The organism is Pseudomonas sp. 313, from assembly GCF_000316965.1.
Taxonomy (GTDB): Bacteria; Pseudomonadota; Gammaproteobacteria; order Pseudomonadales; family Pseudomonadaceae; genus Chryseomonas; species Chryseomonas benzopyrenica.
In genome coordinates this window covers 20,161-41,533 of record NZ_ANBZ01000106.1, presented here as the reverse complement: position 1 = coordinate 41,533, position 21,373 = coordinate 20,161, and the positions used below count along the sequence as shown (strand labels likewise).

Annotated in this window: 18 protein-coding genes; 9 read left to right on the top strand and 9 right to left on the bottom strand. The window is 66.7% G+C overall.

Annotation, left to right across the window (positions count from 1 at the left end; all coding sequences use genetic code 11):
• Positions 1-6: 6 nt before the first annotated feature.
• From C722_RS0123820 to C722_RS0123795, 5 genes are all read right to left on the bottom strand, one after another.
• Positions 7-687: a DUF2931 family protein gene (locus C722_RS0123820; RefSeq protein ID WP_017642901.1), complete on the bottom strand. Its 681-nt coding sequence runs from the start codon at positions 685-687 to the stop codon at positions 7-9.
• Complete coding sequence (locus tag C722_RS25975; protein ID WP_081594619.1) at positions 684-2,555, bottom strand: PAAR domain-containing protein; 1,872 nt, start codon at positions 2,553-2,555, stop codon at positions 684-686. Before C722_RS25975 ends, C722_RS0123820 begins: the two co-directional genes overlap by 4 nt.
• A 97-nt stretch (positions 2,556-2,652) precedes the next feature.
• Complete coding sequence (locus C722_RS0123805; RefSeq protein ID WP_026084067.1) at positions 2,653-3,267, bottom strand: trimeric intracellular cation channel family protein; 615 nt, start codon at positions 3,265-3,267, stop codon at positions 2,653-2,655.
• A gap of 16 nt (positions 3,268-3,283) precedes the next feature.
• A complete protein-coding gene (gene orn / locus C722_RS0123800; RefSeq protein ID WP_017642897.1) occupies positions 3,284-3,832 on the bottom strand; it encodes an oligoribonuclease in 549 nt (182 codons plus the stop codon).
• A gap of 50 nt (positions 3,833-3,882) precedes the next feature.
• Positions 3,883-4,653 carry a trans-aconitate 2-methyltransferase gene (locus C722_RS0123795; RefSeq protein WP_017642896.1) on the bottom strand — a complete coding sequence of 257 codons (771 nt, stop codon included), beginning with the start codon at positions 4,651-4,653 and terminating at the stop codon, positions 3,883-3,885.
• Between the two features lie 94 nt (positions 4,654-4,747).
• Between C722_RS0123795 and rsgA the strand changes: the two genes are divergently transcribed.
• Complete coding sequence (gene rsgA / locus C722_RS0123790; protein ID WP_017642895.1) at positions 4,748-5,770, top strand: small ribosomal subunit biogenesis GTPase RsgA; 1,023 nt, start codon at positions 4,748-4,750, stop codon at positions 5,768-5,770.
• A gap of 44 nt (positions 5,771-5,814) precedes the next feature.
• Here the strand turns inward: rsgA and C722_RS0123785 are convergent, their stop codons facing one another.
• The 3 genes from C722_RS0123785 to motA form a co-directional block, all read right to left on the bottom strand.
• Positions 5,815-6,414 carry a nitroreductase family protein gene (locus C722_RS0123785; protein ID WP_017642894.1) on the bottom strand — a complete coding sequence of 200 codons (600 nt, stop codon included), beginning with the start codon at positions 6,412-6,414 and terminating at the stop codon, positions 5,815-5,817.
• Between the two features lie 163 nt (positions 6,415-6,577).
• Entirely contained in the window at positions 6,578-7,738 is a 1,161-nt protein-coding gene (locus tag C722_RS0123780; protein WP_017642893.1) for a flagellar motor protein MotB, read from the bottom strand.
• Entirely contained in the window at positions 7,738-8,589 is an 852-nt protein-coding gene (gene motA, locus C722_RS0123775) for a flagellar motor stator protein MotA (protein WP_017642892.1), read from the bottom strand. Before motA ends, C722_RS0123780 begins: the two co-directional genes overlap by 1 nt.
• A gap of 117 nt (positions 8,590-8,706) precedes the next feature.
• On the opposite strand from motA, the gene C722_RS0123770 reads away from it, so the two are divergent.
• The 5 genes from C722_RS0123770 to C722_RS0123750 are packed head-to-tail and all read left to right on the top strand — an operon-like array spanning position 8,707 to position 15,960.
• The gene (locus C722_RS0123770) at positions 8,707-10,224 is read left to right on the top strand and encodes an HDOD domain-containing protein (RefSeq protein WP_017642891.1); all 1,518 of its coding nucleotides are present in this window, start codon (positions 8,707-8,709) and stop codon (positions 10,222-10,224) included.
• A 57-nt stretch (positions 10,225-10,281) separates the two neighbouring features.
• Positions 10,282-11,091 carry a rhodanese-like domain-containing protein gene (locus tag C722_RS0123765; RefSeq protein WP_017642890.1) on the top strand — a complete coding sequence of 270 codons (810 nt, stop codon included), beginning with the start codon at positions 10,282-10,284 and terminating at the stop codon, positions 11,089-11,091.
• Positions 11,092-11,107: 16 nt separating this feature from the next.
• The gene (asd, locus tag C722_RS0123760; protein WP_017642889.1) at positions 11,108-12,016 is read left to right on the top strand and encodes an archaetidylserine decarboxylase; all 909 of its coding nucleotides are present in this window, start codon (positions 11,108-11,110) and stop codon (positions 12,014-12,016) included.
• A 43-nt stretch (positions 12,017-12,059) separates the two neighbouring features.
• Positions 12,060-13,844, top strand: a complete 1,785-nt coding sequence (locus tag C722_RS0123755) for a hypothetical protein (protein ID WP_026084066.1) — start codon at positions 12,060-12,062, stop codon at positions 13,842-13,844.
• A 40-nt stretch (positions 13,845-13,884) separates the two neighbouring features.
• Positions 13,885-15,960, top strand: coding sequence for an EAL domain-containing protein (locus C722_RS0123750; protein ID WP_017642887.1), 2,076 nt, complete (start codon positions 13,885-13,887; stop codon positions 15,958-15,960).
• A 66-nt stretch (positions 15,961-16,026) separates the two neighbouring features.
• Here C722_RS0123750 and serB read toward each other — a convergent pair whose 3' ends face one another.
• On the bottom strand, positions 16,027-17,181 hold the full coding sequence (serB, locus tag C722_RS0123745) for a phosphoserine phosphatase SerB (RefSeq protein WP_017642886.1): 1,155 nt from the start codon (positions 17,179-17,181) through the stop codon (positions 16,027-16,029).
• A gap of 189 nt (positions 17,182-17,370) precedes the next feature.
• Here serB and C722_RS0123740 point away from each other — a divergent pair, with 189 nt between their 5' ends.
• From C722_RS0123740 to C722_RS0123730, 3 genes are all read left to right on the top strand, one after another.
• Positions 17,371-18,867: an AhpA/YtjB family protein gene (locus tag C722_RS0123740; RefSeq protein WP_017642885.1), complete on the top strand. Its 1,497-nt coding sequence runs from the start codon at positions 17,371-17,373 to the stop codon at positions 18,865-18,867.
• Positions 18,868-18,888: 21 nt separating this feature from the next.
• On the top strand, positions 18,889-20,427 hold the full coding sequence (locus tag C722_RS25360; protein ID WP_017642884.1) for a C13 family peptidase: 1,539 nt from the start codon (positions 18,889-18,891) through the stop codon (positions 20,425-20,427).
• An 88-nt stretch (positions 20,428-20,515) separates the two neighbouring features.
• Positions 20,516-21,157: an oxidoreductase gene (locus C722_RS0123730; protein ID WP_017642883.1), complete on the top strand. Its 642-nt coding sequence runs from the start codon at positions 20,516-20,518 to the stop codon at positions 21,155-21,157.
• The last annotated feature ends 216 nt before the right edge of the window (positions 21,158-21,373 follow it).

Here is a 21,373-nt window from a genome sequence, read left to right as displayed (position 1 = left end):
AGACGTTCAGGGGCCTACCGTGGTGTAGGGGATCGGTGCCCACCAGCTGCCGTAGGGCACGCCGTACTTGTCGACATAGCGCTTGACCACCGGCGACAGCGGCCGGTACTTGCCGTTGGATTTGCCGCCATAGGGCCCCTTGGGCTCGATCTCGGCCTGGAGGGTCAGGACTTCGATGGGGTCGAGGCAGGGGCCCATGATCCAGACCTTGACCACGCCGCCGGGCGCCAGGCCGATGGTGAGGTCCTTGCGATAATCCGAAGTGCGACCACTGACCGGACACTCGGCTGGCAGACGCTCGACCATTTTTTCCCTGGCCCAATCGGGGATGGTGAACAGCGCGTGATAGGTTTGAGGCTCGACCATGGATTGCCAGCGTAGGGAGACGACGTAGGGTAGATCCAGGCCGGTTAGGGTGCGGCCGGCACCGGAGCCGATCCTTTTAGGCCAGCCTCTGGCGGTAGCCGATAGGCTGGCTGGCTCGCCCATGGCGACCACTCCCCCCATGGCATTGGGAAAGATGCGTCCACTGTTGTCGCCAATATTGGCCTGCTCCAGCCAGACCTCCATGTAGTTGGGCGCCAGAAAGCCCAGGTACCAGGCGTCATAGGGCAGCTTGTTCGCGGCGTCAGACTGACAACCTGCCAGGCCCAGTAGCAGGACGATAGACAGCAGCCAGCGACTCATCGCGGGTACCCCAATTGCGGACGATTGGGATAGAGGCTGCGCCGACCATCGGCGGTAGGAGCATCGACGAAAATCGCATCCACATTGCCTAGACCACTGCCCATGCGCGCATTCCAGTGAGCCGACCTGTGTACATAGCGACTGAGCAGCAGACGATTTTCGGCCTGACTCAGGACCTCAGATACATGTGGACTACCTGCCTGAAGCTTACTGGCTATCGGAGCCAGGTCGGCCGGCAAACGCCACTCCGGATCTTCGTCATCGAGGGTCGTGAAAGGGACACCCTGGGCACTGGCCAGACGGTGCATCATCCGCAGGTAAACCAGGGATAGCTCTCCACGTACCTGCCGCTCCAACCGTATCGCAGCGAAGACCTCGATTTCCGGCAGGTCGCCCCGGACGCGGGGCAATTCGAGGCGCCAGGTATCGATGCTAAGACGAGTGCTGGCTGAGTCGTACCAAGGCGCCCCTTGCAGGCGCCGTAACTCCAGCTCGGCCTGACGATAGCTCCAGGCCTGGTGGCTATCCGTGCCCCAGGGCTCACAGGAAGCCCTCGGCCGGGTCAATAGCAATCGCTCCTGCATCTCGGCAGGATAGCCGCCACCAATATCAGCGTGGGCACCAGGCAGGAGGATCTCTACGTGTTCAGGTGCCACGCTGGTCAGGGCGAAGTTACGGCGGTATTCATGCTGGGCAGCCAACTGCACCACCTTGAGCGCGCAACCGGATGGCAAATAAAGATTAAGTCCAGGATTTACTGCATTGGCGGGACTGAAATCGCCCCGCAGGGGATCGGCGATCGCTGCCACGGTATCGAACAAACCGATAAAGTTGAGTCTTACCCTGGCGCGCTGCCAGGAAAAACACGGCAATAGTCCTGTAGCCGCGATACCTCCATCCGCCTTGAGCACTTCATTGGCGAAATGCCGCGCTCCTGCTGCTCCTCTGCTAAAACCAAAAAGATCAAAATCAATAGCTTCAACAGCTACGTTGGGATTGTTTCGTTTGAATTGGTCATAGCTGTCTCCAAAGGCTTTCGGGAACGTCTGAACACAAGCAAGGACGCCACTAGCTCCTAGGCCAGTACCCATTGAAAATAGGCTATCCGCCTGACCGGCACGGGTACCAATACCTTCAATGTAGATACGAAGTGTGGCTGTTGACTCGTCGCCCTCGAGTACGCGTGTGGCATCGCTTTTATACAACCTGAATAGCCGCGCAATATTCGTCTCCGCCCCCGCATAGCTGCCATCCGCACTCAGCATGAACCTTTCGCAGTGCCGGACGATGCTCTCTACCTGGTCCCGGCGAAAGCCCTGCTCTTCCGCACGACAAGTCGCGCCGGTGGCGGCGTTGAAGAGGTTGTTGCCGGTGCCGTCGAAGAAGACGCCGATGCGCAGGGTGATGCGCTGTTCTATCGGGCGCTCCGCCTGTTCGCCGACTTCATCCCTGGCACCGGGTGCGCCATGCGGGTGTTTGGTAGGCGCCTCGATACCCTGTCGCTCCCGGTCGCGCAGCGCCGAAGGCTTGCCCTGCCCCGGTGCCAGGCCGGTAGCGCCTGCACGGCTTGCGCAGGCACCCTTGGCTGCGCCGCCTGCATCCAGGCCGATGATGACGCTGCCCGATCCGCCGATCACCACGCCGCCATGGTTGGTGACACTGCCGAGTACCGCCGCTGGCCGGCCGTTGATCAGGACATGGGGGATGACCGCCGCGCTCAAGGCAGCGCCACAGCCGCAGGCATGGCCGAGGGTCGCGGCGGGCAGGCCATCGAAAGCGACATCAGCGGAGCCCTGGATCAGGGCGGTGGTACCGCACTTGGGGCAGGCGACGGCGTCGCCCAGGCGCGCAGCAGGTTTTCCAGACATGACCGATCTCCCTATCGGTAACTGGGCGCCTGAAAATGCCGCACAAAAGGCTCTAGGACAAGGCTTTCAACGCAGCGCCGCGAAATCTGTCACGACCCTAGCCGTGGGGATCGTCCGGATAGGTGAAGGTCGGCATCTGCCAGTTGAATCTCAGCGCCAGCAGGCGCAGCAGCAGCCCCGCGGCCAGGGTGATGAGCAGCGCCTGCTCCTCGCCGAGCCACGGGCGGCAGAGCAGATAACAGCCAGCGGAGAGCACCGCCACGCTGGCATAGAGCTCGCGCCTGAGAATCAGGGGCACGTCGTTGCAGAGGATGTCGCGCAGGATGCCGCCGCAGGTGCCGGTGAGGGTACCGCTGACGATGACGATGGCCGGACTCAGGCCCATCTCCAGAGCCACCTGGCAGCCGATCACGGTAAAGGCCACCAGACCTAGGGCATCGAGCACCAGGAACAGCCGGCGCAGATAGCGCATGACCCGGGCGATGGCCACGGTGGCCAGGCCCGCGCCGACGGTGAGCGCCAGGTACTCCGGGTGCTTGACCCAGCCGAGCGGATAGTGCCCCAGCAGGACGTCGCGCACCGAGCCGCCGCCCAGGGCGGTGACGCTGGCGATCAGCGCCACGCCGAACAGGTCCATGCCGCGGCGACCCGCGGACAGGGCGCCGGTCATGGCTTCGGCGGTGATGGCGATCAGATAGAGGATGGACAGCAGCACGGCTGCGCGACCATCAGACCTTGATGAAGTGCTCGCGGTAGTGACGCAGCTCGGCGATGGAATCGCGGATGTCATCCAGCGCCAGATGGCTGCCGCTCTTCTTCACGCCGTCACGCACATGGGGCGCCCAGCGCGCGGCCAGTTCCTTGAGGGTGGAGACGTCCAGATTGCGGTAGTGGAAGTAGGCTTCCAGTGCCGGCATGCGGCGATAGAGGAAGCGGCGATCCTGGCAGATGCTGTTGCCGCAGATCGGCGACTTGCCCTTGGGCACCCACTGCTGCAGGAATTCCAGCGTCAGGGCCTCGGCCTGGGCGGTGTCGACGGTGCTCTCGCGCACCCGCTGGGTCAGTCCCGAACCGCCGTGCTGACGGGTATTCCACTCGTCCATGCCGGCCAGGATCTCGTCCGACTGGTGGATGGCCAGCACCGGGCCCTCGGCCAGCACATTGAGATCGCTGTCGGTGACGATGGTGGCCATCTCGATGATCACGTCCCGATCCGGATCCAGGCCGGTCATTTCCAGGTCGATCCAGATCAGGTGCTGCGGATTGGGGGTGGTCATGGTGAACTCCTTGATGATGGCAGCAGTGTAGCAGTGCGCCTGCCGCGCACCTACCGGCGCCAGAGCAGCAGCCGGCTGCCACGCAGGTCGCCCACTTCCACCACCCTGTCCGCTGGCTGGCCGGGAATCTCGAAGGTGTTGCTGATCAGCCAGCTGCCGGCCCGCAGCTCCGTGCGGGCCTTGTCGCCCAGGCGTGGCATGGGCGCCGGGGAGAGAAAGCAGTAGACGACGTCGAACTCGCCCAGCTCCACTCGCCAGAGATCGCGATAGCGCACCTGGCAGTTGCGCCGTGGCAGGCAGCGCAGCCAGGCCAGGGCGAAGCTCAGCGGCGCCGTCTCCACGCCGACGAAGGTGGCCTGCGGAAAGCGCCGGGACAGATCGACCAGGGTATCGCCCAGACCGCAGCCCAGGTCCACGAAGCGAAAGGTCAGCTCGCGCTCGGCGAGCAGCTCGGCCAGCCGCTCGCGGGTCTGGCGCCCGGTGAGATAGAGCGGCACCCGCTCGCGCAGGCTGTTCCAGTTCAGCAGCAGGAGCAGCAGGAAGCCGAGCGCGGCGATACCCGCCGACAGGCCGCGACCACTGACCAGGTAGAGCGCCGGAGCGAACAGCAGATTGATGAAGACCCACCAGCGCGCCAGGCCCAGGCGTTCGCCCAGCAGCGCCGCGAGCACCGCCTGCAGACACACCAGCAGCAGCAACGATGGGCGCTGCCCGGTGAAGCCGGCCCACAGCCGCAGTCCGACGACCGCCAGCACCAAGGCGGCCAGTTGCACCAGCACGGCCAGCAACAGGGGATAGCGCGAGGCGAGATGGGCCAGCATGGGGGCTCCAGAGCGACGAGGTGCGCCAAGTTTAGGTAATCCGCGAGAGGCGGCCAATGCTAGACTCCTCGACCCTGAAACCCGCGGACTTCCCATGGCCAAACGCCACCTGACCCGTCGCCAGAGCTGGCGGATCGAAAAAATCCAGACTGAACGCGCTGCTCGCGCGGAAAAGCGCGAATCCAAGCTGGTCGACGAACTGGAAGGCGGCGATCTGGGCCCGGAACAACAGGGCCAGGTGATCGCCCATTTCGGCGTTCAGGTGGAGGTCGAAGATGGCGAAGGTCGGCTGCAGCGCTGCCATCTGCGCGCCAACCTGCCGACCCTGGTCACGGGCGACCAGGTGGTGTTTCGCTCCGGTATCCAGGGCAATGGCGTCATCGTCGCCCAGTTGCCGCGCCATTCGGAGATCTGCCGGCCGGACATGCGCGGTCAGCTCAAGCCGGTGGCGGCCAACGTCGACCGCCTGGTGATCGTCTTTGCCCCGCTGCCCACGCCCCATGCCAACCTCATCGACCGGTACCTCGTGGCGGCCGAGCATGCCGGCATTCAGCCGCTGCTGCTGCTCAACAAGGCCGACCTGATCGACGAGCACAACGGTCCGGCGCTGGACGAACTGCTGGGCATCTACCGCGAGCTGGACTATCCGCTGCTGGAGGTGTCGGCCCACAACGGCCTGAGCATGGGCCAGCTCAAGAGCGCTTTGGACGAACACGTCAGTGTCTTCGTCGGTCAGTCCGGCGTGGGCAAGTCGTCGCTGGTGAACGCCCTGCTACCGGGCGTCGATACGCGCGTCGGGCCGCTGTCGGAGCTGACCAACAAGGGCACCCACACCACTACCACCGCCAGGCTCTTCCACTTTCCCGATGGCGGCGACCTGATCGACTCACCCGGTATTCGCGAATTCGGCCTCAGTCACGTCAGCCGCGACGACGTCGAAGCCGGCTTCAAGGAATTCGGCGACTACCTCGGCCACTGCCGCTTCCGCGACTGCAAGCACGAGCGCGAGCCCGGTTGCGCCCTGCTCGCGGCCCTGGAACGCGGCGATATCCATCCGCAGCGGATGGCCAGTTACCGGCATATCCTGGCTAGCCTGGAAGGCGAATCGCGCTACTAACGAAAACGCCGGGCAAGCCCGGCGTTTTTATCGATCGACGACTATCAGCCAAAGACGCGGAAGCGCTCGGCATCGTCCATGAAGCCCTTCTCCGGGAAGTCGCCCTCGTTGGAACCGAAGGGCATCTGGGCGCGCAGGTGCCAGGTCTCCGGCAGTTGCCACTCGGCGGCGGCCAGGGCGTCGGGCAGCGGATTGTAGTGCTGCAGGCTGGCGCCGATGCCGGCATTGGCCAGGGCCGTCCATACCGAGAACTGGGCGATGCCGCTGGCCTGCTCCGACCAGATGGGGAAGTTGTCGGCATAGGCGGGATACTTGTCCTGCAGGCCGGCAACGACATGCCGATCCTCGTAGAACAGCACGGTGCCGGCGCCGGCCGCGAAGCTGTTGATCTTGCCCTCGGTAGCGGCGAAGGCGTCGGCCGGCACGATCTGCCGCAGCGCCTGCATGACGAAGCCCCAGAACTTGTCGCTCTCGGCGCCGAACAGGATCACCGCGCGCGAGCTCTGCGAATTGAAGGCGGAGGGCGACAGCTTGACCGCCTCCTGGATCAGCGCGGTGACCTGGTCCTGGGCCAGCGGCAGATTCTTGCCCAGCGCGTACTGGCTGCGGCGGCGCTTGATGGTGTCGATAAAGGCGTTGCTCATCGGAAGGCTCCTGCAAGGGAATCGGAGATCGGGAGACCGCGCGCCAGGGCGCAAGGTGCCCGATCCGTCATGAAACCCCTGCAGCTTAACCAGCCGTCTTCACGTCAACGTACGAAAAAACCGAACGCTAGCAGCGAATTTTCCTATCGATCGCCATGACCGCTCAGGGCTTACTCTGGATGACGCCGGCGTCGAAGGCGTTGATCTGCTGCTTGAAGGCGGCGTTGTTGATGGGTTGCGCCAGATTGCCGGTGGCGCTGACGCCACCACTGGAGACCCCGCTGCGACTGGCAGCCGGCGCGCCATCGGTCGCCGGCTTCGGTGCCTGGCTGCTCCCGGCCCGTCCCTCGATGGCCTGCTGGGCCTTCTTGGTCAGGACGATGATATCGATGCGGCGGTTGACCGGATTGAGCGGATGCTCGCGATCGAAGGGGGCCGAGGAGGCATAGCCGACGATCCGCGCCACCTGCTCTTCCGGATAGCCACCGGCGATCAGCGCCCGGCGTGCGGCGTTGGCGCGACCGGCGGACAACTCCCAGTTGCTGAAGTCACCCTTGCCGTTGTAGCGCGCCGCATCGGTATGGCCGCTGATGCTGATCTTGTTCGGCACCTGGCGAATGGTGTCGGCCATGGCCAGCAGGATGTCCTCGAAATAGGATTTCAGTCGCGGACTGCCGGAGTCGAACATCGGCCGGTTCTCGGCATCGACGATCTGGATGCGCAGGCCGTCCTGGGTGATTTCCAGCAGGATCTGGTCCTTGAACTTCTGCAATTCCGGATTCTGCTCGATCTTGTTCTGCAGCTCCTGCAGCAACAGCTCCAGGCGCTCCTTGTCGACCTGCTCGGCGATCTTTTCCGCCTGGCTCGGATCCATCTTCGCCTGACTGGCATCCTTCTGCTGCTGGGCCGCGTCGTTGGGCTGGCGCTTGTCGGACTGATCGGGCGCCTGGGTGGGATCGGGCGCGACGCGGTTGGAGTCGTTGGGATCGGCACGCTCCTGCACGTCCGGGTTGACCTTGTTCTGGGTCGAATCCGGTTGCGCCTGGATCTCGGGATTCAGGGTGCGATCGGGCGCCGGCGTCGGCGTGCCGCCCAGGTCGATGACATAGGGACTGGCGCTTTCGGTGAAGCCGATCGGATCCTGGAAGTAGCCGGCGATGGCCTTCTTCTGCTCTGGGGTGGCCGAGGACATCAGCCAGAGCACCAGGAAGAACGCCATCATGGCGGTGGCGAAGTCGGCGAAGGCGATCTTCCAGGCGCCGCCGTGGTGGCCGGCGGCGCTTTTCTTGATGCGCTTGACGATGATCGGCTGGTTGTTGTCCATCAGCTGCCCCGCATCGCCTGCTCGAGCTCACTGAAGGACGGCCGGTGCGCCGGGAACAGCACCTTGCGGCCGAATTCCACGGCGACGGTGGGCGGCATGCCGCTGGCAGCGGCGACCAGGCAGGCCTTGATCGCCTCCAGCACATTGAGCTCTTCCTTGGCGTCGTGCTCCAGGCAGGTCGCCAGCGGACCGAAGAAGCCGTAGGCGGCGAGAATACCGAGGAAGGTACCCACCAGGGCCGCGCCCACGTGGCCACCGATGGCCGCCTGGTCGCCCTCGCCGAGCATGCCCATGGTGATCACGATACCCAGTACCGCGGCGACGATGCCGAAGCCGGGCAGGCCGTCGGCGACCCGCGATACCGCGTGGGACGGATGCTCCAGCTCTTCCTTGATGCCCGCCAGCTCCATGTCGAACAGGCCTTCCAGCTCGTGGGGGGCCATGTTGCCGGAGGACATCAGCCGCAGGTAGTCGGCGACGTAGGCGGTCATCCGCTCATCCTTGAGGATGTTCGGGTACTTGCTGAAGATCGGACTGGCCTTGGGATCCTCGACGTCCGCCTCGATGGACATCATGCCCTCGCGCCGGCTCTTGTTGAGGATCTCGTAGAGCAGCTTGAGCACGTCCAGGTAGAAGGCGTGGGTGAAGCGATTGCCAAACATCTTCAGCGACTTCTTGAACACCTGCATGAAGGTGCTGCCCGGGTTGGCCTGCAGAAAGGCCCCCAGGGCGGCACCGCCGATGATCAGGACCTCGAGCGGCTGGATGATCGCAGCGATCTTGCCATGCGCGAGAATGTAGCCGCCGAGGACAGCCGCGAATATCACGATGATGCCGATGATTTTTGCCATGGTTGGGAATACTGTGTGCTAAGGAAAATTGAGCCGGGGATCTGCCCTCACGTCCCCTTTATCGGACCCGGCGCCCCGGACTGAAGGCCTTTCATCAAATTTCAAGGCGACCGTCGTATGTCCAGCCGCCCAAACACCGTCGAAGACTGGGTCAAACACCTGGAAGGCGTACGCCTGCCGGTGGCCACCGCCACCGCGGAGCGTCTGCGCCGCGCCCTGGCCGATGGCCGTCTGGCGTTGCATGAGATCGCCGAACGGCTCTGCGAGTCACCACCCCTGGCGCTGGCCCTGCTACGCGAGGCCAATCGCGGCCATGCCAGCCTTGGCGATCCGGCCGCCAGTCTGGAGGCCGTGCTCGGCCGCGTCGGTCTCGGGCCGGCGGAGTACCTGATCGCCCGCCAGCCGACCCTGCCCGAGGAGCGCCTGCCGCGTCCGCTGCGGCAGCTATGCCTGGTCAGCCAGCACGCCATGACCCTGGGGCTGGGCCTGTTCGGCGTGCCCCTGGCGCGGCTGTGGCCGGACATCCGCCTGGCCGCCCTGCTCTTTCTGGCGCCGCTCTGGCCGCTGGCGACCCGTTATCCGGAACTCTTCGAGGAATGGGAACGGCGGGTGCTGGGCGAAGGCGAACCGGCGCTCAAGGTCGAGCGCGAGCTGCTCGGCGTGCCGGCGATCCGCCTGTGCCAGGCGCTGGCCCGTCACTGGCAGTTGCCCGAGTGGATCGTGGAAGGCTATCGCCTGCTGGACCAGGATCGCCGGCAACTGGTCAGGGCGCTGCACATCGCCCATGGCGACGATCCCCTCGAACAGCAGCAGCGCCTCGACGAAGACCCCAATCTGCGCCGCTGGCTGACCCATCCCGGCAACACCATCCTGCTGGCCAACGGTCTGGCCCTGGCCAGCCACCATGCCTGGGATGGTTCTCATACCCTGCGCTGGCAGCGTTTCAGTGCCCTCTATCTGCAACTGCCGCTGGCACGGGTGCAGAGTCGCAGCCATGAACTGGCGGTGCAGGATGCCCAGCGCCATGCCCGACCCGGCCTCTGGCATCCGGCCGAGGGCCTGGTCTGGCCACCGGGCGAACGGCGCCTCAAGCCGGTGCCCCGGGTACAGGTCGCCAGCGAGAGTCAGGCACAGCGCTGGCGCGGGCTCTGCGAGCAGCTGCTGCACACGCCCAGCGCCTTCGCCACCCTGCCCCAGCTGTTCGATTGCGCCCGCCAGGCGCTGGTGGCCTGCGGCCTGCCGCGGCTGCTGTTGCTGACCCCGGATCGCAACGGCCAGAAGGGCAATGTCCAGTTGCACCACGGCCTGGACGACGCCCCCGGCCTGCAACTGGATATCGCCAGCCATCCCCTGCTGGCCAAGCTGTTCGGCAGCCCCGGCCAGTTACGCATCGATGACGGCAACCGAGCGCGCTTCGCGCCGCACCTGCCCGCCGATCTGCGCCGGCTGTTCAGCAACGAGCGGCTCTGGCTGCGCAGCCTGGGCTTCGGCGAACGGGTGGTGCTGCTGGCGATCCTGGACAGCGAACTACAGCCAGCGGATCCCCGCCGGACCGCGGCGCTGGACAAGACCTTCACCTGCATCGAGCGCGCCATTGGCACCTTCGCCAATCGTCCGCGGGCAAGACCGGCCTGACGCTGGCCGGTCAACCTCGGTACACTTCACCTTCTACGGACCGACGGGAAATCCGCGATGCCCTTTTCCGCCTTGCCCCTGGTGATCGAACCGGCCGATCTCGCGGCGCGCCTGGATGCGCCCGAACTCATCCTGGTGGATCTCTGCAGCGCCGCCCACTATGCCGAGGGGCATCTGCCCGGCGCGCGCCATGTCACACCCGCCCGCACCCAGCTGGGCAGCAAGCCGGCGCCCGGCCTGCTGCCGGCCCAGGCGGACCTGGAACAGCTGTTCGGTGAACTGGGCCAGCGCGACGAGGCCGTCTACGTGGTCTATGACGACGAAGGCGGCGGCTGGGCCGGACGCTTCATCTGGCTGCTCGATGTCATCGGGCACGGCCACTATCACTATCTCAACGGCGGGCGCCAGGGCTGGATCGCCGCCGGCCTGCCGCTGAGCACCGAGGTACCCGCTGCGGCGGGCGCACCGGTCGCTTTGACTCTGCACGAGGAGCCCACCGCCAGCCGGGCCTATCTGCAGAGCCGGCTGGGCGCCGAAGACCTGGCCATCTGGGACGCCCGCGGCGCCGACGAGTATCGCGGCGAGAAGGTGCTGACCGCCCGTGGCGGGCATATCCCCGGGGCGATCAACTTCGAGTGGACCGCCGGCATGGACGCTGCGCGCCAGTTGCGCATCCGTGAGGACCTGGCCGCCGAACTGGAGCGCCTGGGCATCACCCGCGACAAGGAAATCATCACCCACTGCCAGACCCATCACCGATCCGGCTTCACCTATCTCGCGGCCAAGGCTCTGGGCTATCCGCGCGTCAAAGCCTATGCCGGCTCCTGGGGCGAATGGGGCAACCACCCCGACACCCCCATCGAATGACTGCCAAGGACCTCTCATGAAACTGCAAGACCGACTGTTCATCCTTGCCCAGCACCTGCTGCCGCACCATCTGCTGTCGCGGGTGATCGGTGGCTTCGCCGAGTGCCGGGCGCCCTGGTTCAAGAATCTGCTGACCCGCTGGTTCGTCCGTCACTATGACGTCGACATGCGCCAGGCCCAGGTGGAAGACCCCACCGCCTACGAGAACTTCAACGCTTTCTTCACCCGCGCCCTCAAGCCCGGTGCCCGCCCGCTGCCAGCCGAGCCCGGCGTGGTGGTCAGCCCCAGCGACGGTGCCATCAGCCAGCTCGGCCGCATCGAGCACGGCCGCATCTTCCAGGCCAAGGGCCACAGCTACAGCCTGCTGGAGCTGCTGGGTGGCGACGGCCTGCGCGCCGCGCCCTTCATGGGCGGCCATTTCGCCACCATCTACCTGTCACCCAAGGACTACCACCGGGTGCACATGCCGCTCACCGGGACCCTGAAGGAGATGGTCTATGTGCCCGGGCGCATCTTCTCGGTCAACCAGCTCACCGCCGAGAACGTGCCCGAGCTGTTCGCCCGTAACGAGCGGGTGGTCTGCATCTTCGATACCGCCGTGGGCCCCATGGCGGTCATCCTGGTCGGTGCCATGATCGTCGCCAGCATCGAGACGGTCTGGGCCGGCCTGGTCACGCCACCCAAGCGCGAACTCAAGCGTTTCGCCTACGACGAGGCCGCGCGTGCGCCCATCACCCTGCACACCGGCGACGAGCTGGGTCGCTTCAAGCTGGGCTCCACCGCCATCGTGCTGTTCGGTCCGGACGCGGTGAACTGGTCCGCTGAACTCGGCGCCCTGTCCACCGTCAACATGGGGCAACTGCTGGGGGTTCCGACCACGCCGGCCCCCTTGACCACCGTTTCCGAGCCAGGGTCTCTCGCCTAGATGCGCGGTTCATTGCCCATCGAAACAGGAGTGCGCGCGGCGAATGGATAGCAAAAGGCCACAGCTCATGTTGCGGGTACCGACGCCCGATCAGCGCAGCCTGACGTTTTGTGACGCCACGCCAGCCGGCCTCAAGCGCTGGCTGGAGCAGTTGCCGCGAGCCAAGCTGGGCGAATTCGCCCGGCTGCTCTATCAGGGGCTGCTGGAGCTCAATCGGCTGATTCTGACACCGGAAGCCCGGCTGCGCCTGCTCGAATCCCTGCGCCCGGACGTGCAGCGGGTCTGCCAGTTGCTCGAACGTCATGTGCTCAATCAAGCCATCGTGCTCGACGAGCGCTCGCGCAAGGTCGCCAATCTCTGCCAGGCCCTGCAGAACCTGCTGGCCGCCGGCTACAAGCTGATCGTGGTCGAGGAAAGCGAGCGCGGCGAACGCAGCACGCTGCTCGCCACCGCCATCCAGCGCGCCCTGCGCGCCCTGCTCGGGCCGCTGATCCGCGCCGCCCAGCTCTATACACCGGTTCACGACAACCTCTGGCTGGAGCTGCATCAACTCTATCGGCTGGCGGTGACCACTGGCCTGCACAACCAGAAAATTCGCGATGAGCTGCTGCCCGGCGACGGCAGCCAGACCATCACCCAGGCCTATGGCGCCGCCCTGCTGTTTGGCGCCGCCCGCTGCAACCAGTTGCGCCAGAGCCACATCGCCCAGCTGACCCTGCACCTGGACGACTGGGCCGGCTTGATCCGCCTGCAAGGCCCCGAGCAGAACGGTACCCTGATGGTGGTGGCGCCACAGATCGACGCCCCGCCGCGCTATCGCTCGTTGCTGCGCGAAGCCAACCTCAGTGGCCTCCTGGGGCTCGCCCCGCAGCAGCTGGTGCAGGCCATCGAGGACTATCTGGCCCTGGCGCCGGAACAGCGACCACGCGCGCGCCTGCCGGTACACGGCGATCTGTCTTTGGATCTGCTGCAACACCTGGTCGGGGCCTGGGGTCAGGAGGCGGATCGTGCCTTCCAGCGCATGCCCGGTCAGGGTCAGGTACAGGTCTGCATCGGCATGAGTGCCCTGCACTACCAACTCGCGGGTGGCCAGGTGTTCGCCGACACCCTGCGGCTGTCGGCCGTGGCGGCCCCGGAAACCTTTGCCCCCAAACCCAAGGAAGACGTCTGGTCGCTGGCCTTCGATGCCGACACCCGGGCGTCCGATGCCCTGGACTGGAGCACCGAGGCCTTGGAGGAAATCCACTACGACGTGTTGCCCGGCGACGGCGAGGCGGCCAGTCCGGCCTTTCCGATCCATGCGGTACAGGTGGTCAACCACAGTCCCGGTGGCTATTGCCTGAGCTGGAGCGGCGAAGTGCCCGAACAGTTACAGGCCGGTGAACTGCTCGGCGTGCGCCTGCCCGAGGATCACAACTGGGGCCCGGCGGTGGTGCGCTGGGTACGCCAGGTGCCCGGCAGTGGCACCCAGATGGGCGTCGAACTGCTGGCGCCCACCGCGCGGCCCTGCGGTCTGCAGCTGCTGCGCAAGGCCGAGCAGAACAGCCAGTACCTGCGTGCGCTGCTGCTGCCGGAGATCAAGGCCATCGATCAGGCGCCGACGCTGATCGCGCCGCGCCTGCCCTTCCAGGAAGGCAGCAAGGTGCAGATCAATCAGCAGGGTAACGAACAGCGTGGCATGCTCGACCGGCGCCGCAGCATGACGGTCAGCTTCAGCGTCTTCGAATATTATCTGCTGGAACAGACCGGAGCTCAGCCTAACGGAGGGCCTTCGAGTGGTAGTGCGCGGCTGGAGGAAGACTTTGACTCGCTGTGGAAGTCTCTGTAGCTTCGAGGGATTGTCGTTATCGCCAGGGTGCGAGTAGACCATGGCTGCCGAACACAGTGCGATCCGCCTGTTGCTGCTCGAAGCATCGCAGAACGAGGCGGAACGTCTGGTCAGCCTGTTCCGCAATGCCGGACGGGCAACGCGGGCCCACCGTCTGGCCGACCCCGCGGATCTCGACGAACTCCTGTCCCAATCCTGGGACCTCGCCATCCTCGCCCCACCTTCTCCTGAGCTCGACAGCCTGGCCGCCCTGCGTCTCTTGCGCCGTCGGGCGCCTCAGCTCGCCGTTATCCAGCGGGTGGCACCCGAGGAGCCCACGGCGGTGCTCGAAGCCCTGCGCCTGGGCGCCCGCGACGGTATCGCCAGCGACAACGACGAGCACCTGCTGCTGGCCAGCCTGCGCGAACTGGGCAATCTGGCCGAGCGCCACGAACGCCGGCGCCTGGAACAGGCCCTGGCCGAAGCCGAGCAGCGCTGCCAGCTGCTGTTGGCCAATGCCGTGGATGCGGTGGCCTATGTCCACGACGGTCTGCATATCCACGTCAACTCGGCCTATGTGGAGCTGCTGGGTTATCCCTCCGCGGAAGACCTGGAAATCACGCCGCTGATGGACCTCATCGCCGCCGCCGACCAACCGGCGCTACGCGAGGCCTTCCGTCAGTTGCGCGACGCTCCCAGCCCCCTCGAACTGGATTGCCGGTGCGTCCGCCAGGACGGCAGCACCCTCGACGTGCACCTGCGCCTGACGCCAGCCATCTATCTCGACGAACCCTGCGTGCAGTTGCACCTGCGCGAGGAGCGCGCGGCCCCGGCCGCCGAGGCCCTCGAGGAACAGCTGCGCGAGGTGCGCTTCCAGGACACCCTGACCGGGCTGCTCAATCGCAGCCGCATGCTCGAATTGCTCGAAGACGCCCTGGAGCGCGCCCGGCTCGGCGCGCCGGCCAGCTTCGCCTACCTGAGCATCGATCGCTATCCGACCCTGCTGGCCGAGCTGGGCATAGGCGCCATGGACGAGTTGCTGGTGGCCCTGGCCGAGCGCCTGAGCGAGCACTTCGGCACCCTGGTGACCCTGTCGCGCTTCGCCGACGATGCCTTTACCGTTCTCCTGCCCCAGGCGGCCGACGCCAGCCTGGACAGCGCCTTCGAGCGCCTGCTCGGCCGTCAGGAGCGCCAGCCGCTGGCCCTGGCCGGACGTAATCTGGCCATCAGCTATTCCATCGGTGTGGTCAGCCTGGACAGCCATACCAAGAGCGCCGGCGACCTGGTGGACCGGGCGCACCGTTCCGCGCGCCAGGTCGCCCAACGGGGCGGCAACGCCTGCAAACGCTACGACCCCCAGGAAGAGCTGGCCGCCGCCGCCAATCGCGGCAACCTGGTGGCCATGGTCAAGCAGGCCTTGCAGCAGAACGGCTTTCGCCTGCTGTTCCAGCCGGTGATCGGCTTGCGCGGCGGCAGTCACGAGTACTACGAAGCCCTGCTGCGGCTGATCAACCCCCAGGGTGAGGAGGTCTCACCGGCCGAATTCGCCCGCACCGCCCGTGACAGCGGCCTGAGCGGCCAGATCGATCGCTGGGTGATCCAGCAGGCGGTGCGTCAGCTGGGCGAACACCGTGCCCGCGGCCACGGCACCCGCATCTTCGTGCACCTCTCGGGCGCGACCCTGGGCGATCTGGAGTTGCTGCCCTGGCTGCGGGAAATCCTGCAGGGGCAACAGCTGGACGCCGAGGCGGTGATCTTTCAGCTCAGCGAGGAAGACCTGTTGGCCCAACCGGAGCAGGCCCTGGCCATGGCGCAACGGCTGCGCCGCCAGGGTCATCCGGTCACCCTGAGCGGCTTCGCTGCCGGTGACCCGCCGCTGGCGGCGCTGCGCCTGCTGGTGCCGGATTACGTCAAGCTGTCGGGCAAGCTGATCAAGGACCTGGCGCAACCGGACCACCAGGAGCGCCTCAAGGCCCTGGTCGCCGAGCTCAGCGCCCAGAACGTCCAGACCATCGCCCCCTTCGTCGAGAGCGCCAGCGTGCTGGCTCAGCTCTGGCAGGTCGGGGTGCACTTCATCCAGGGCTACTACCTGCAGGAGCCCAGCCAGGCGATGGACTACGAGTTCCATGCCGAGTAGCAGCGACCCAGCTTGAGATAGGTTTATCGCGGCCGCAACGGCGGACCGCGATGGCCGCTGGGAGGCTCAGCCCTGGGTAAGCCGATCTTCCACGCCCAGCAGATAGAGCACGCCATCCAGGCCCAGCACGCTCACCGACTGGCGGGCGGACTGGCGCACCAGTGGCTTGGCGCGAAAGGCCACGCCCAGACCGGCCAGGGCCAGCATCGGCAGGTCGTTGGCGCCATCGCCCACGGCGATGGTCTGCTCCAGCGTCAGACCCTCACGGCTGGCCAGTTCCTGCAGCAGATCGGCCTTGCGCTGGGCATCGACGATGGGCTCGACGGCGCGGCCGGTCAGCCTGCCGTCGACGATCTCCAGTTCGTTGGCATAGACGTAGTCGATGCCCAGCCGCGCCTGCACCTGGCGGGCGAAGTAGGTGAAGCCGCCGGAGAGGATGGCGGTTTTGTAGCCCAGCCGCTTCAGCTCGGCGAACAGCCGCTCGGCGCCCTCGGTCAGGCGCAGCCCGGCACCGATGTCTTCCAGCACCTCCTCGGACAGGCCCTGCAGCAGCGCCATGCGCTCGGTGAAGCTGGCGCGGAAGTCGATCTCGCCGCGCATGGCCCGCTCGGTGATGGCCGCCACCCGCTCGCCGATACCGGCGGCCTTGGCCAGTTCGTCGATGACCTCGGCCTGGATCAGGGTGCTGTCCATGTCGAACACCGCCAGCCGGCGATGCTGCCGCTGCAGGTCGTCGGGCTGCCAGCCGATGTCGGCCTGGCCTTCCTGGGCCAGTGCCAGCAGGCCCGCGCGCAGGGCCTGGGGCTCGTGCGGCTCGCCGGTGACGCGCAGCTCCAGGGCGGCGCGCGCGGTCGCGCCCGGCTCGCTCAGGGCGCGGATGGCGTGGATGTTTAGGCCCTGCTCGCGGCACAGCGCGGCCAGCCGGGTCAGCGGCAGATCGGCCAGGCTGCGGCCCATCAGCGTCAGGACATGGGCTTCGCCGCTGTCCGGTGCCGGCTGCGCCAGGGGCGCCACCTGCAGCCCCAGGGCCTGCAGTGCCTGCCCCAGCGCGGCGCCGGCACTGGCCGGGCTGACCAGCAGGGTCACCGCGGCACTGTTGTCCAGACCCTGCTGCTGCAGCGATTCCAGCCGAGCACCGGCCGCGGCCAGGGCGCCGGTGAGCGCAGCCAACCAGTCGGCGGGCAGGATGCCTACGGCCTGGAGTCCGATAACGTCTTGCATGGCGATCCCCTCGCGGAAAAGCGCGCAGTCTACCCTTTCGCCCCGGCGGTGCCGAGCCATGGGCACCGGCTGGCGGCGGGAGTCCACCGCCGGCCTCTTTTGCGGGCGAAGCCCTGCATTCGCCGTTTTCGCGCCCCTGGCCCGCTGGTTATACTGGCCGCACATTTTTTGTCCAAAGAAACGATTTCTGTGACCCGCCCCGCGACCGTCAAGCCCGATAATTTCTTCCTGCTGATCTACCGAGCCCTGCGCCAGCGTCGTGTGCCGGTGGCCTTGCGCATCGTTTCCCACAGCCTGCTGCTGGTGGCGGCCGCTCTGGTGATCTATGCCGGCATCATGAGCATGCAGTTCCGCCATGCCATGCAGCAGCAGGCCGACGCCGTCGGTCAGAGCCTGGTGACCCAGACGGCCAACTCCGCCGCCGAACTGCTGGTGGCCAACGACAACCTCAGCCTCAACGTGCTGCTCAGCAACCTGGCGCGCAATCCGCTGGTGGCCCATGCCGCGGTCTACAGCCCGGACAACCGGGTGCTGGCCGAGTCCGGCACCCGCCCGAGCCAGGGCCTGCTGACCGCCACCGAGGGCATCTACAGCACGCCGATCCGCTTCCAGGACGTCACCGCCGGCCAGGTGCGCCTGGCGCTGGACATGGACCAGTTCCAGCAGCCGATGATGATCAGCCTGCAGAACATGGGTCTCTTGGGGCTGATCCTGCTGGGCCTGACCCTGATCCTCAGCCTGCGGCTCGGTCGCCAGCTGTCGATTCCGCTGCTGGAACTGCGCATCTGGCTGCGCGATCCCGACGATCCCGCACCGGGCGCCGGGCGTCTCGACGAACTGGGCGACCTGGCGCGCCAACTGCAGAGCCGCCTGGTGCCGCCCAAGCCGCCCAAGGCGGAAGTGGCCGAGGACGACGATCCCTTCGCCGACGAGCAGGGTGGCCTGAGCGTCAAGCCGCCGCCCGCGCGCAAAGCTCCCGCCGCCAAACCGGCTGCCCGCAAGGCGCCTGCGGCGGATGCCGACAACGAACTGGACGCCGATGCCTTCGCCGATCTGGTACCGGACTCCTTCACCGAGCCGCCGCCCACGCCCGCTCCGGTGGTACCCACCGAGCCCGACATCGTCACCTCCGCGGTGCTGGCCATCCAGCTCGGCGCCCAGGACCAGCTCAGCCGGCTGCCGCGCAGCCGCCTCGAACAGCTGCTGGAGCGCTATCGCGACTGCCTGCAGCAGGCCACCGAGCTCTATGACGGCGAACTCCACACCCTCAAGGACGGCGGCAGCCTGATCCTCTTCCACGAGCGCAGCGACGACGACGACTACCTGACCCGCGCGCTCTGCTGCGGCGAGATCATGCGCGCCCTCGGTCACGCGCTGCAGGTGGAAGTGGTCGGCAGCGGTGCAACCCTGCAGCTGCAGCTGGGTCTGACGCAGGGCGAACGCCTCGCCGGCCTGGAGCTTGCCCAATTGCTGGAAAACACCACCGTACGCAATGCCCAGGCGCTGAGTCGCCACAGTCGCAACCTGTTGCTGGTCGAGCAGAGCATCGCCGAGGACGAGCTGCTGCGTAAACGCGCCCGTATCCGCACCATCGCCAGCCCCGCCGGGGCCAGTTGCGTGGAACGTCTCCTGGAACCCTACTCCGCGACGCTGGAGCGTCACCTGGTCCGGCTCGAGGCGCGTTGACGCGCCCGCCCGACCCCACCTATGAGCGCCCTCCTGCCCCGTCTCGCCCTCGCCGCGCTGTTGCTGGCGGCCTGCGCTGTCCAGGCAGCGCCCAACGCGAGCAGCGTGAGGCTGCCCGATGGCGGGGTCTATACCGGCGAGATCGTCAGCGGCCTGCTCAACGGCAGCGGCCGCATCGAGTGGCCCAACGGCAACTGGCTCAAGGGTCGCTTCAAGGATGGCCTTGCCGAAGGCCCCGGCGAACAGCAATTCGCCGACGGTACCTACTACCAGGGCACCTTTCGCCGCGGTCTCTACCATGGCCAGGGCAATCTGATCAGCAGCAGCGGCTGGGAGTACCATGGCAGCTTCGTCAACGGTCGCATGCAGGGCCAGGGCTCCAAGCTCGACAGCGACGGCACCCAGACCATCGGCACCTTCAACGACGGCCACCTCAATGGCGTCGGCCAGTGGCAGGAGCCGGGTGGCGATCGCTATGACGGCGAATTCGTCGACGACCAGTTCGAAGGAGCCGGCGTCTATCGCAGCGCTGGTGGCGATCTCTGGCGCGGGCGCTTCAGTGGCGGCGAGCTGACCGGTAACGGCGAATTCGTCGGCAGCGACAGCAGCCAGTATCGCGGCGCCTTCCGCAACTGGAAGTTCGACGGCCAGGGTGTGCTCACCAACAGCGACGGCAGCGTCTATCGCGGCAACTTCGCCGATGGCGTCTATGCCGGCATGGGCGTCCTGACCGGCGCCGACGGCCAGGTCGAACGCGGTCTCTGGGAGGGCGGCAAGCGCATCCGCGACGACCAGGGCCAATACATCGCCGATCCGCTGGAGCGCGCCCTGCTCGACCAGGGCAAGGTGCTCGACCAGGAGCTGCAGCAGATCCCGGCCTCCACCTCCGCCACCGAACTCTATGGCCTCGTGCTGGCCGGTGACGGCGGTCAGGGCGTATTCCAGCGCGAAGCCAACTACGTGGCCAACTTCCTGACCACCACCTGGGGCGCCCGCGATGTCGTCCACCTGATCAACGCCAAGGACATCCGCAGCGACCATCCGCTGGCCACTCGCGAGAATCTCTACCAGAGTCTGCAGGCCCTGGCCCAGCGCACCGGTCCCGAAGACCTGATCCTCATCTACCTGACCAGCCACGGCTCGGCCGACCATCAGCTGGTGCTCTCCCAACCGGGCCTGGACCTCTCCAGCCTGCCGGCCGCGGAGCTGGGCCGCCTGCTCGCGCCCCTGCGCGGCCGCGACAAGCTGATCATCGTCTCCAGCTGCTACAGCGGCGGCTTCATCCCGCAATTGCAGGACGACCATACCCTGGTGATGACCGCCTCCAAGGCCGATCGCACCTCTTTCGGCTGCACCGACGAAGCCGACTTCACCTACTTCGGCCGTGCCCTGTTCGCCGAGGCCTTCCAGCACACCGACGATCCCGAGCAGGCCTTCCAGCGCGCTCGCGACACCGTGTCGGTGCGCGAGAAGACCGAAGGCTTCGATCCGTCCGAGCCCCAGCTCTGGGCGCCGCCTGCCGTGCTGCAGAAGTGGCGCGCCTGGCGTGCGAGCCGCTGAGTGCGGCTTTCGCCCAGGGCCTTGACGAACAACCGGAACGCCTGAGGTCCAACCTGACATCAGCGGTCGCCGCTACAAGGAGAGCCCCGTGTACCTGACGCCTCAGCACGCCCTCATCGCCGGCGCCACTGGCCTGACCGGCGAACACCTGCTCGACCGCCTCCTCAACGAGCCGACGGTACCCCGGGTGCTGGCGCCGACGCGCCGTCCGCTGGCGGAACACGCCCGGCTGGACAACCCGGTAGGTGACCTCAACAGCCTGCTGCCGACCCTGGAGGGCCCGCTGGACGTGGCCTTCTGCTGCCTGGGCACCACCATGAAGCAGGCCGGTTCCGAAGCCGCCTTTCGCGCCGTGGACTACGGCCTGCCCCTGGCAGTCGGCCAGCGCGCCCTGGAACTGGGCGCCCGCCACTACATCGTGGTCAGCGCCATCGGCGCCGATCCGCAGTCCTCGATCTTCTACAACAAGGTCAAGGGCGAGCTGGAAGAGGCCCTGCGCGCCCAGGGCTGGACGCAACTGACCCTGGCACGGCCGTCACTGCTGATCGGCCAGCGCCAGGAAGAACGCCTGGGCGAGCGCCTGGCCGCCCCGCTGTCGCAGTGGCTGCCGGGCAAGTGGCACGGCATCGAAGCCGCCGTCCTGGCCCGGGCGCTGTGGCGCCTGGCTCTGGAAGAAGGCAAGGGCGTGCGAGTGGTTGAATCGGACGAGTTGCGCAAACTGGGGCGTTGAAGGCTTGGCCGCTATCGACCGTAGGTTGGGCTGAGAAGGCTCCATCGTCGAAGCCCAACATGCCGGTGCCGAGGCAAACACTGTTGGGCTTCGCTGCGCTCAACCCAACCTACGATAGCCTGTAGGAGCGGCCCATGGCCGCGATCCCCTCACTCATTCAGGCTTGTGTCGTTAGCCCTCGCTACCGGGCCTGGGTGCATCCTATCGCGGTCGTGG

Excerpts from the sequence above, each read along its gene's own strand:
- C722_RS0123820 (WP_017642901.1), bottom strand. The coding sequence starts at position 687 with ATGAGTCGCTGGCTGCTGTCTATCGTCCTGCTACTGGGCCTGGCAGGT.
- C722_RS25975 (WP_081594619.1), bottom strand. The coding sequence starts at position 2,555 with ATGTCTGGAAAACCTGCTGCGCGCCTGGGCGACGCCGTCGCCTGCCCC.
- orn (WP_017642897.1), bottom strand. The coding sequence starts at position 3,832 with ATGACCACCCCCAATCCGCAGCACCTGATCTGGATCGACCTGGAAATG.
- C722_RS0123795 (WP_017642896.1), bottom strand. The coding sequence starts at position 4,653 with ATGCTGGCCCATCTCGCCTCGCGCTATCCCCTGTTGCTGGCCGTGCTG.
- rsgA (WP_017642895.1), top strand. The coding sequence starts at position 4,748 with ATGGCCAAACGCCACCTGACCCGTCGCCAGAGCTGGCGGATCGAAAAA.
- C722_RS0123785 (WP_017642894.1), bottom strand. The coding sequence starts at position 6,414 with ATGAGCAACGCCTTTATCGACACCATCAAGCGCCGCCGCAGCCAGTAC.
- C722_RS0123780 (WP_017642893.1), bottom strand. The coding sequence starts at position 7,738 with ATGGACAACAACCAGCCGATCATCGTCAAGCGCATCAAGAAAAGCGCC.
- motA (WP_017642892.1), bottom strand. The coding sequence starts at position 8,589 with ATGGCAAAAATCATCGGCATCATCGTGATATTCGCGGCTGTCCTCGGC.
- C722_RS0123770 (WP_017642891.1), top strand. The coding sequence starts at position 8,707 with ATGTCCAGCCGCCCAAACACCGTCGAAGACTGGGTCAAACACCTGGAA.
- C722_RS0123765 (WP_017642890.1), top strand. The coding sequence starts at position 10,282 with ATGCCCTTTTCCGCCTTGCCCCTGGTGATCGAACCGGCCGATCTCGCG.
- asd (WP_017642889.1), top strand. The coding sequence starts at position 11,108 with ATGAAACTGCAAGACCGACTGTTCATCCTTGCCCAGCACCTGCTGCCG.
- C722_RS0123755 (WP_026084066.1), top strand. The coding sequence starts at position 12,060 with ATGGATAGCAAAAGGCCACAGCTCATGTTGCGGGTACCGACGCCCGAT.
- C722_RS0123750 (WP_017642887.1), top strand. The coding sequence starts at position 13,885 with ATGGCTGCCGAACACAGTGCGATCCGCCTGTTGCTGCTCGAAGCATCG.
- serB (WP_017642886.1), bottom strand. The coding sequence starts at position 17,181 with ATGCAAGACGTTATCGGACTCCAGGCCGTAGGCATCCTGCCCGCCGAC.
- C722_RS25360 (WP_017642884.1), top strand. The coding sequence starts at position 18,889 with ATGAGCGCCCTCCTGCCCCGTCTCGCCCTCGCCGCGCTGTTGCTGGCG.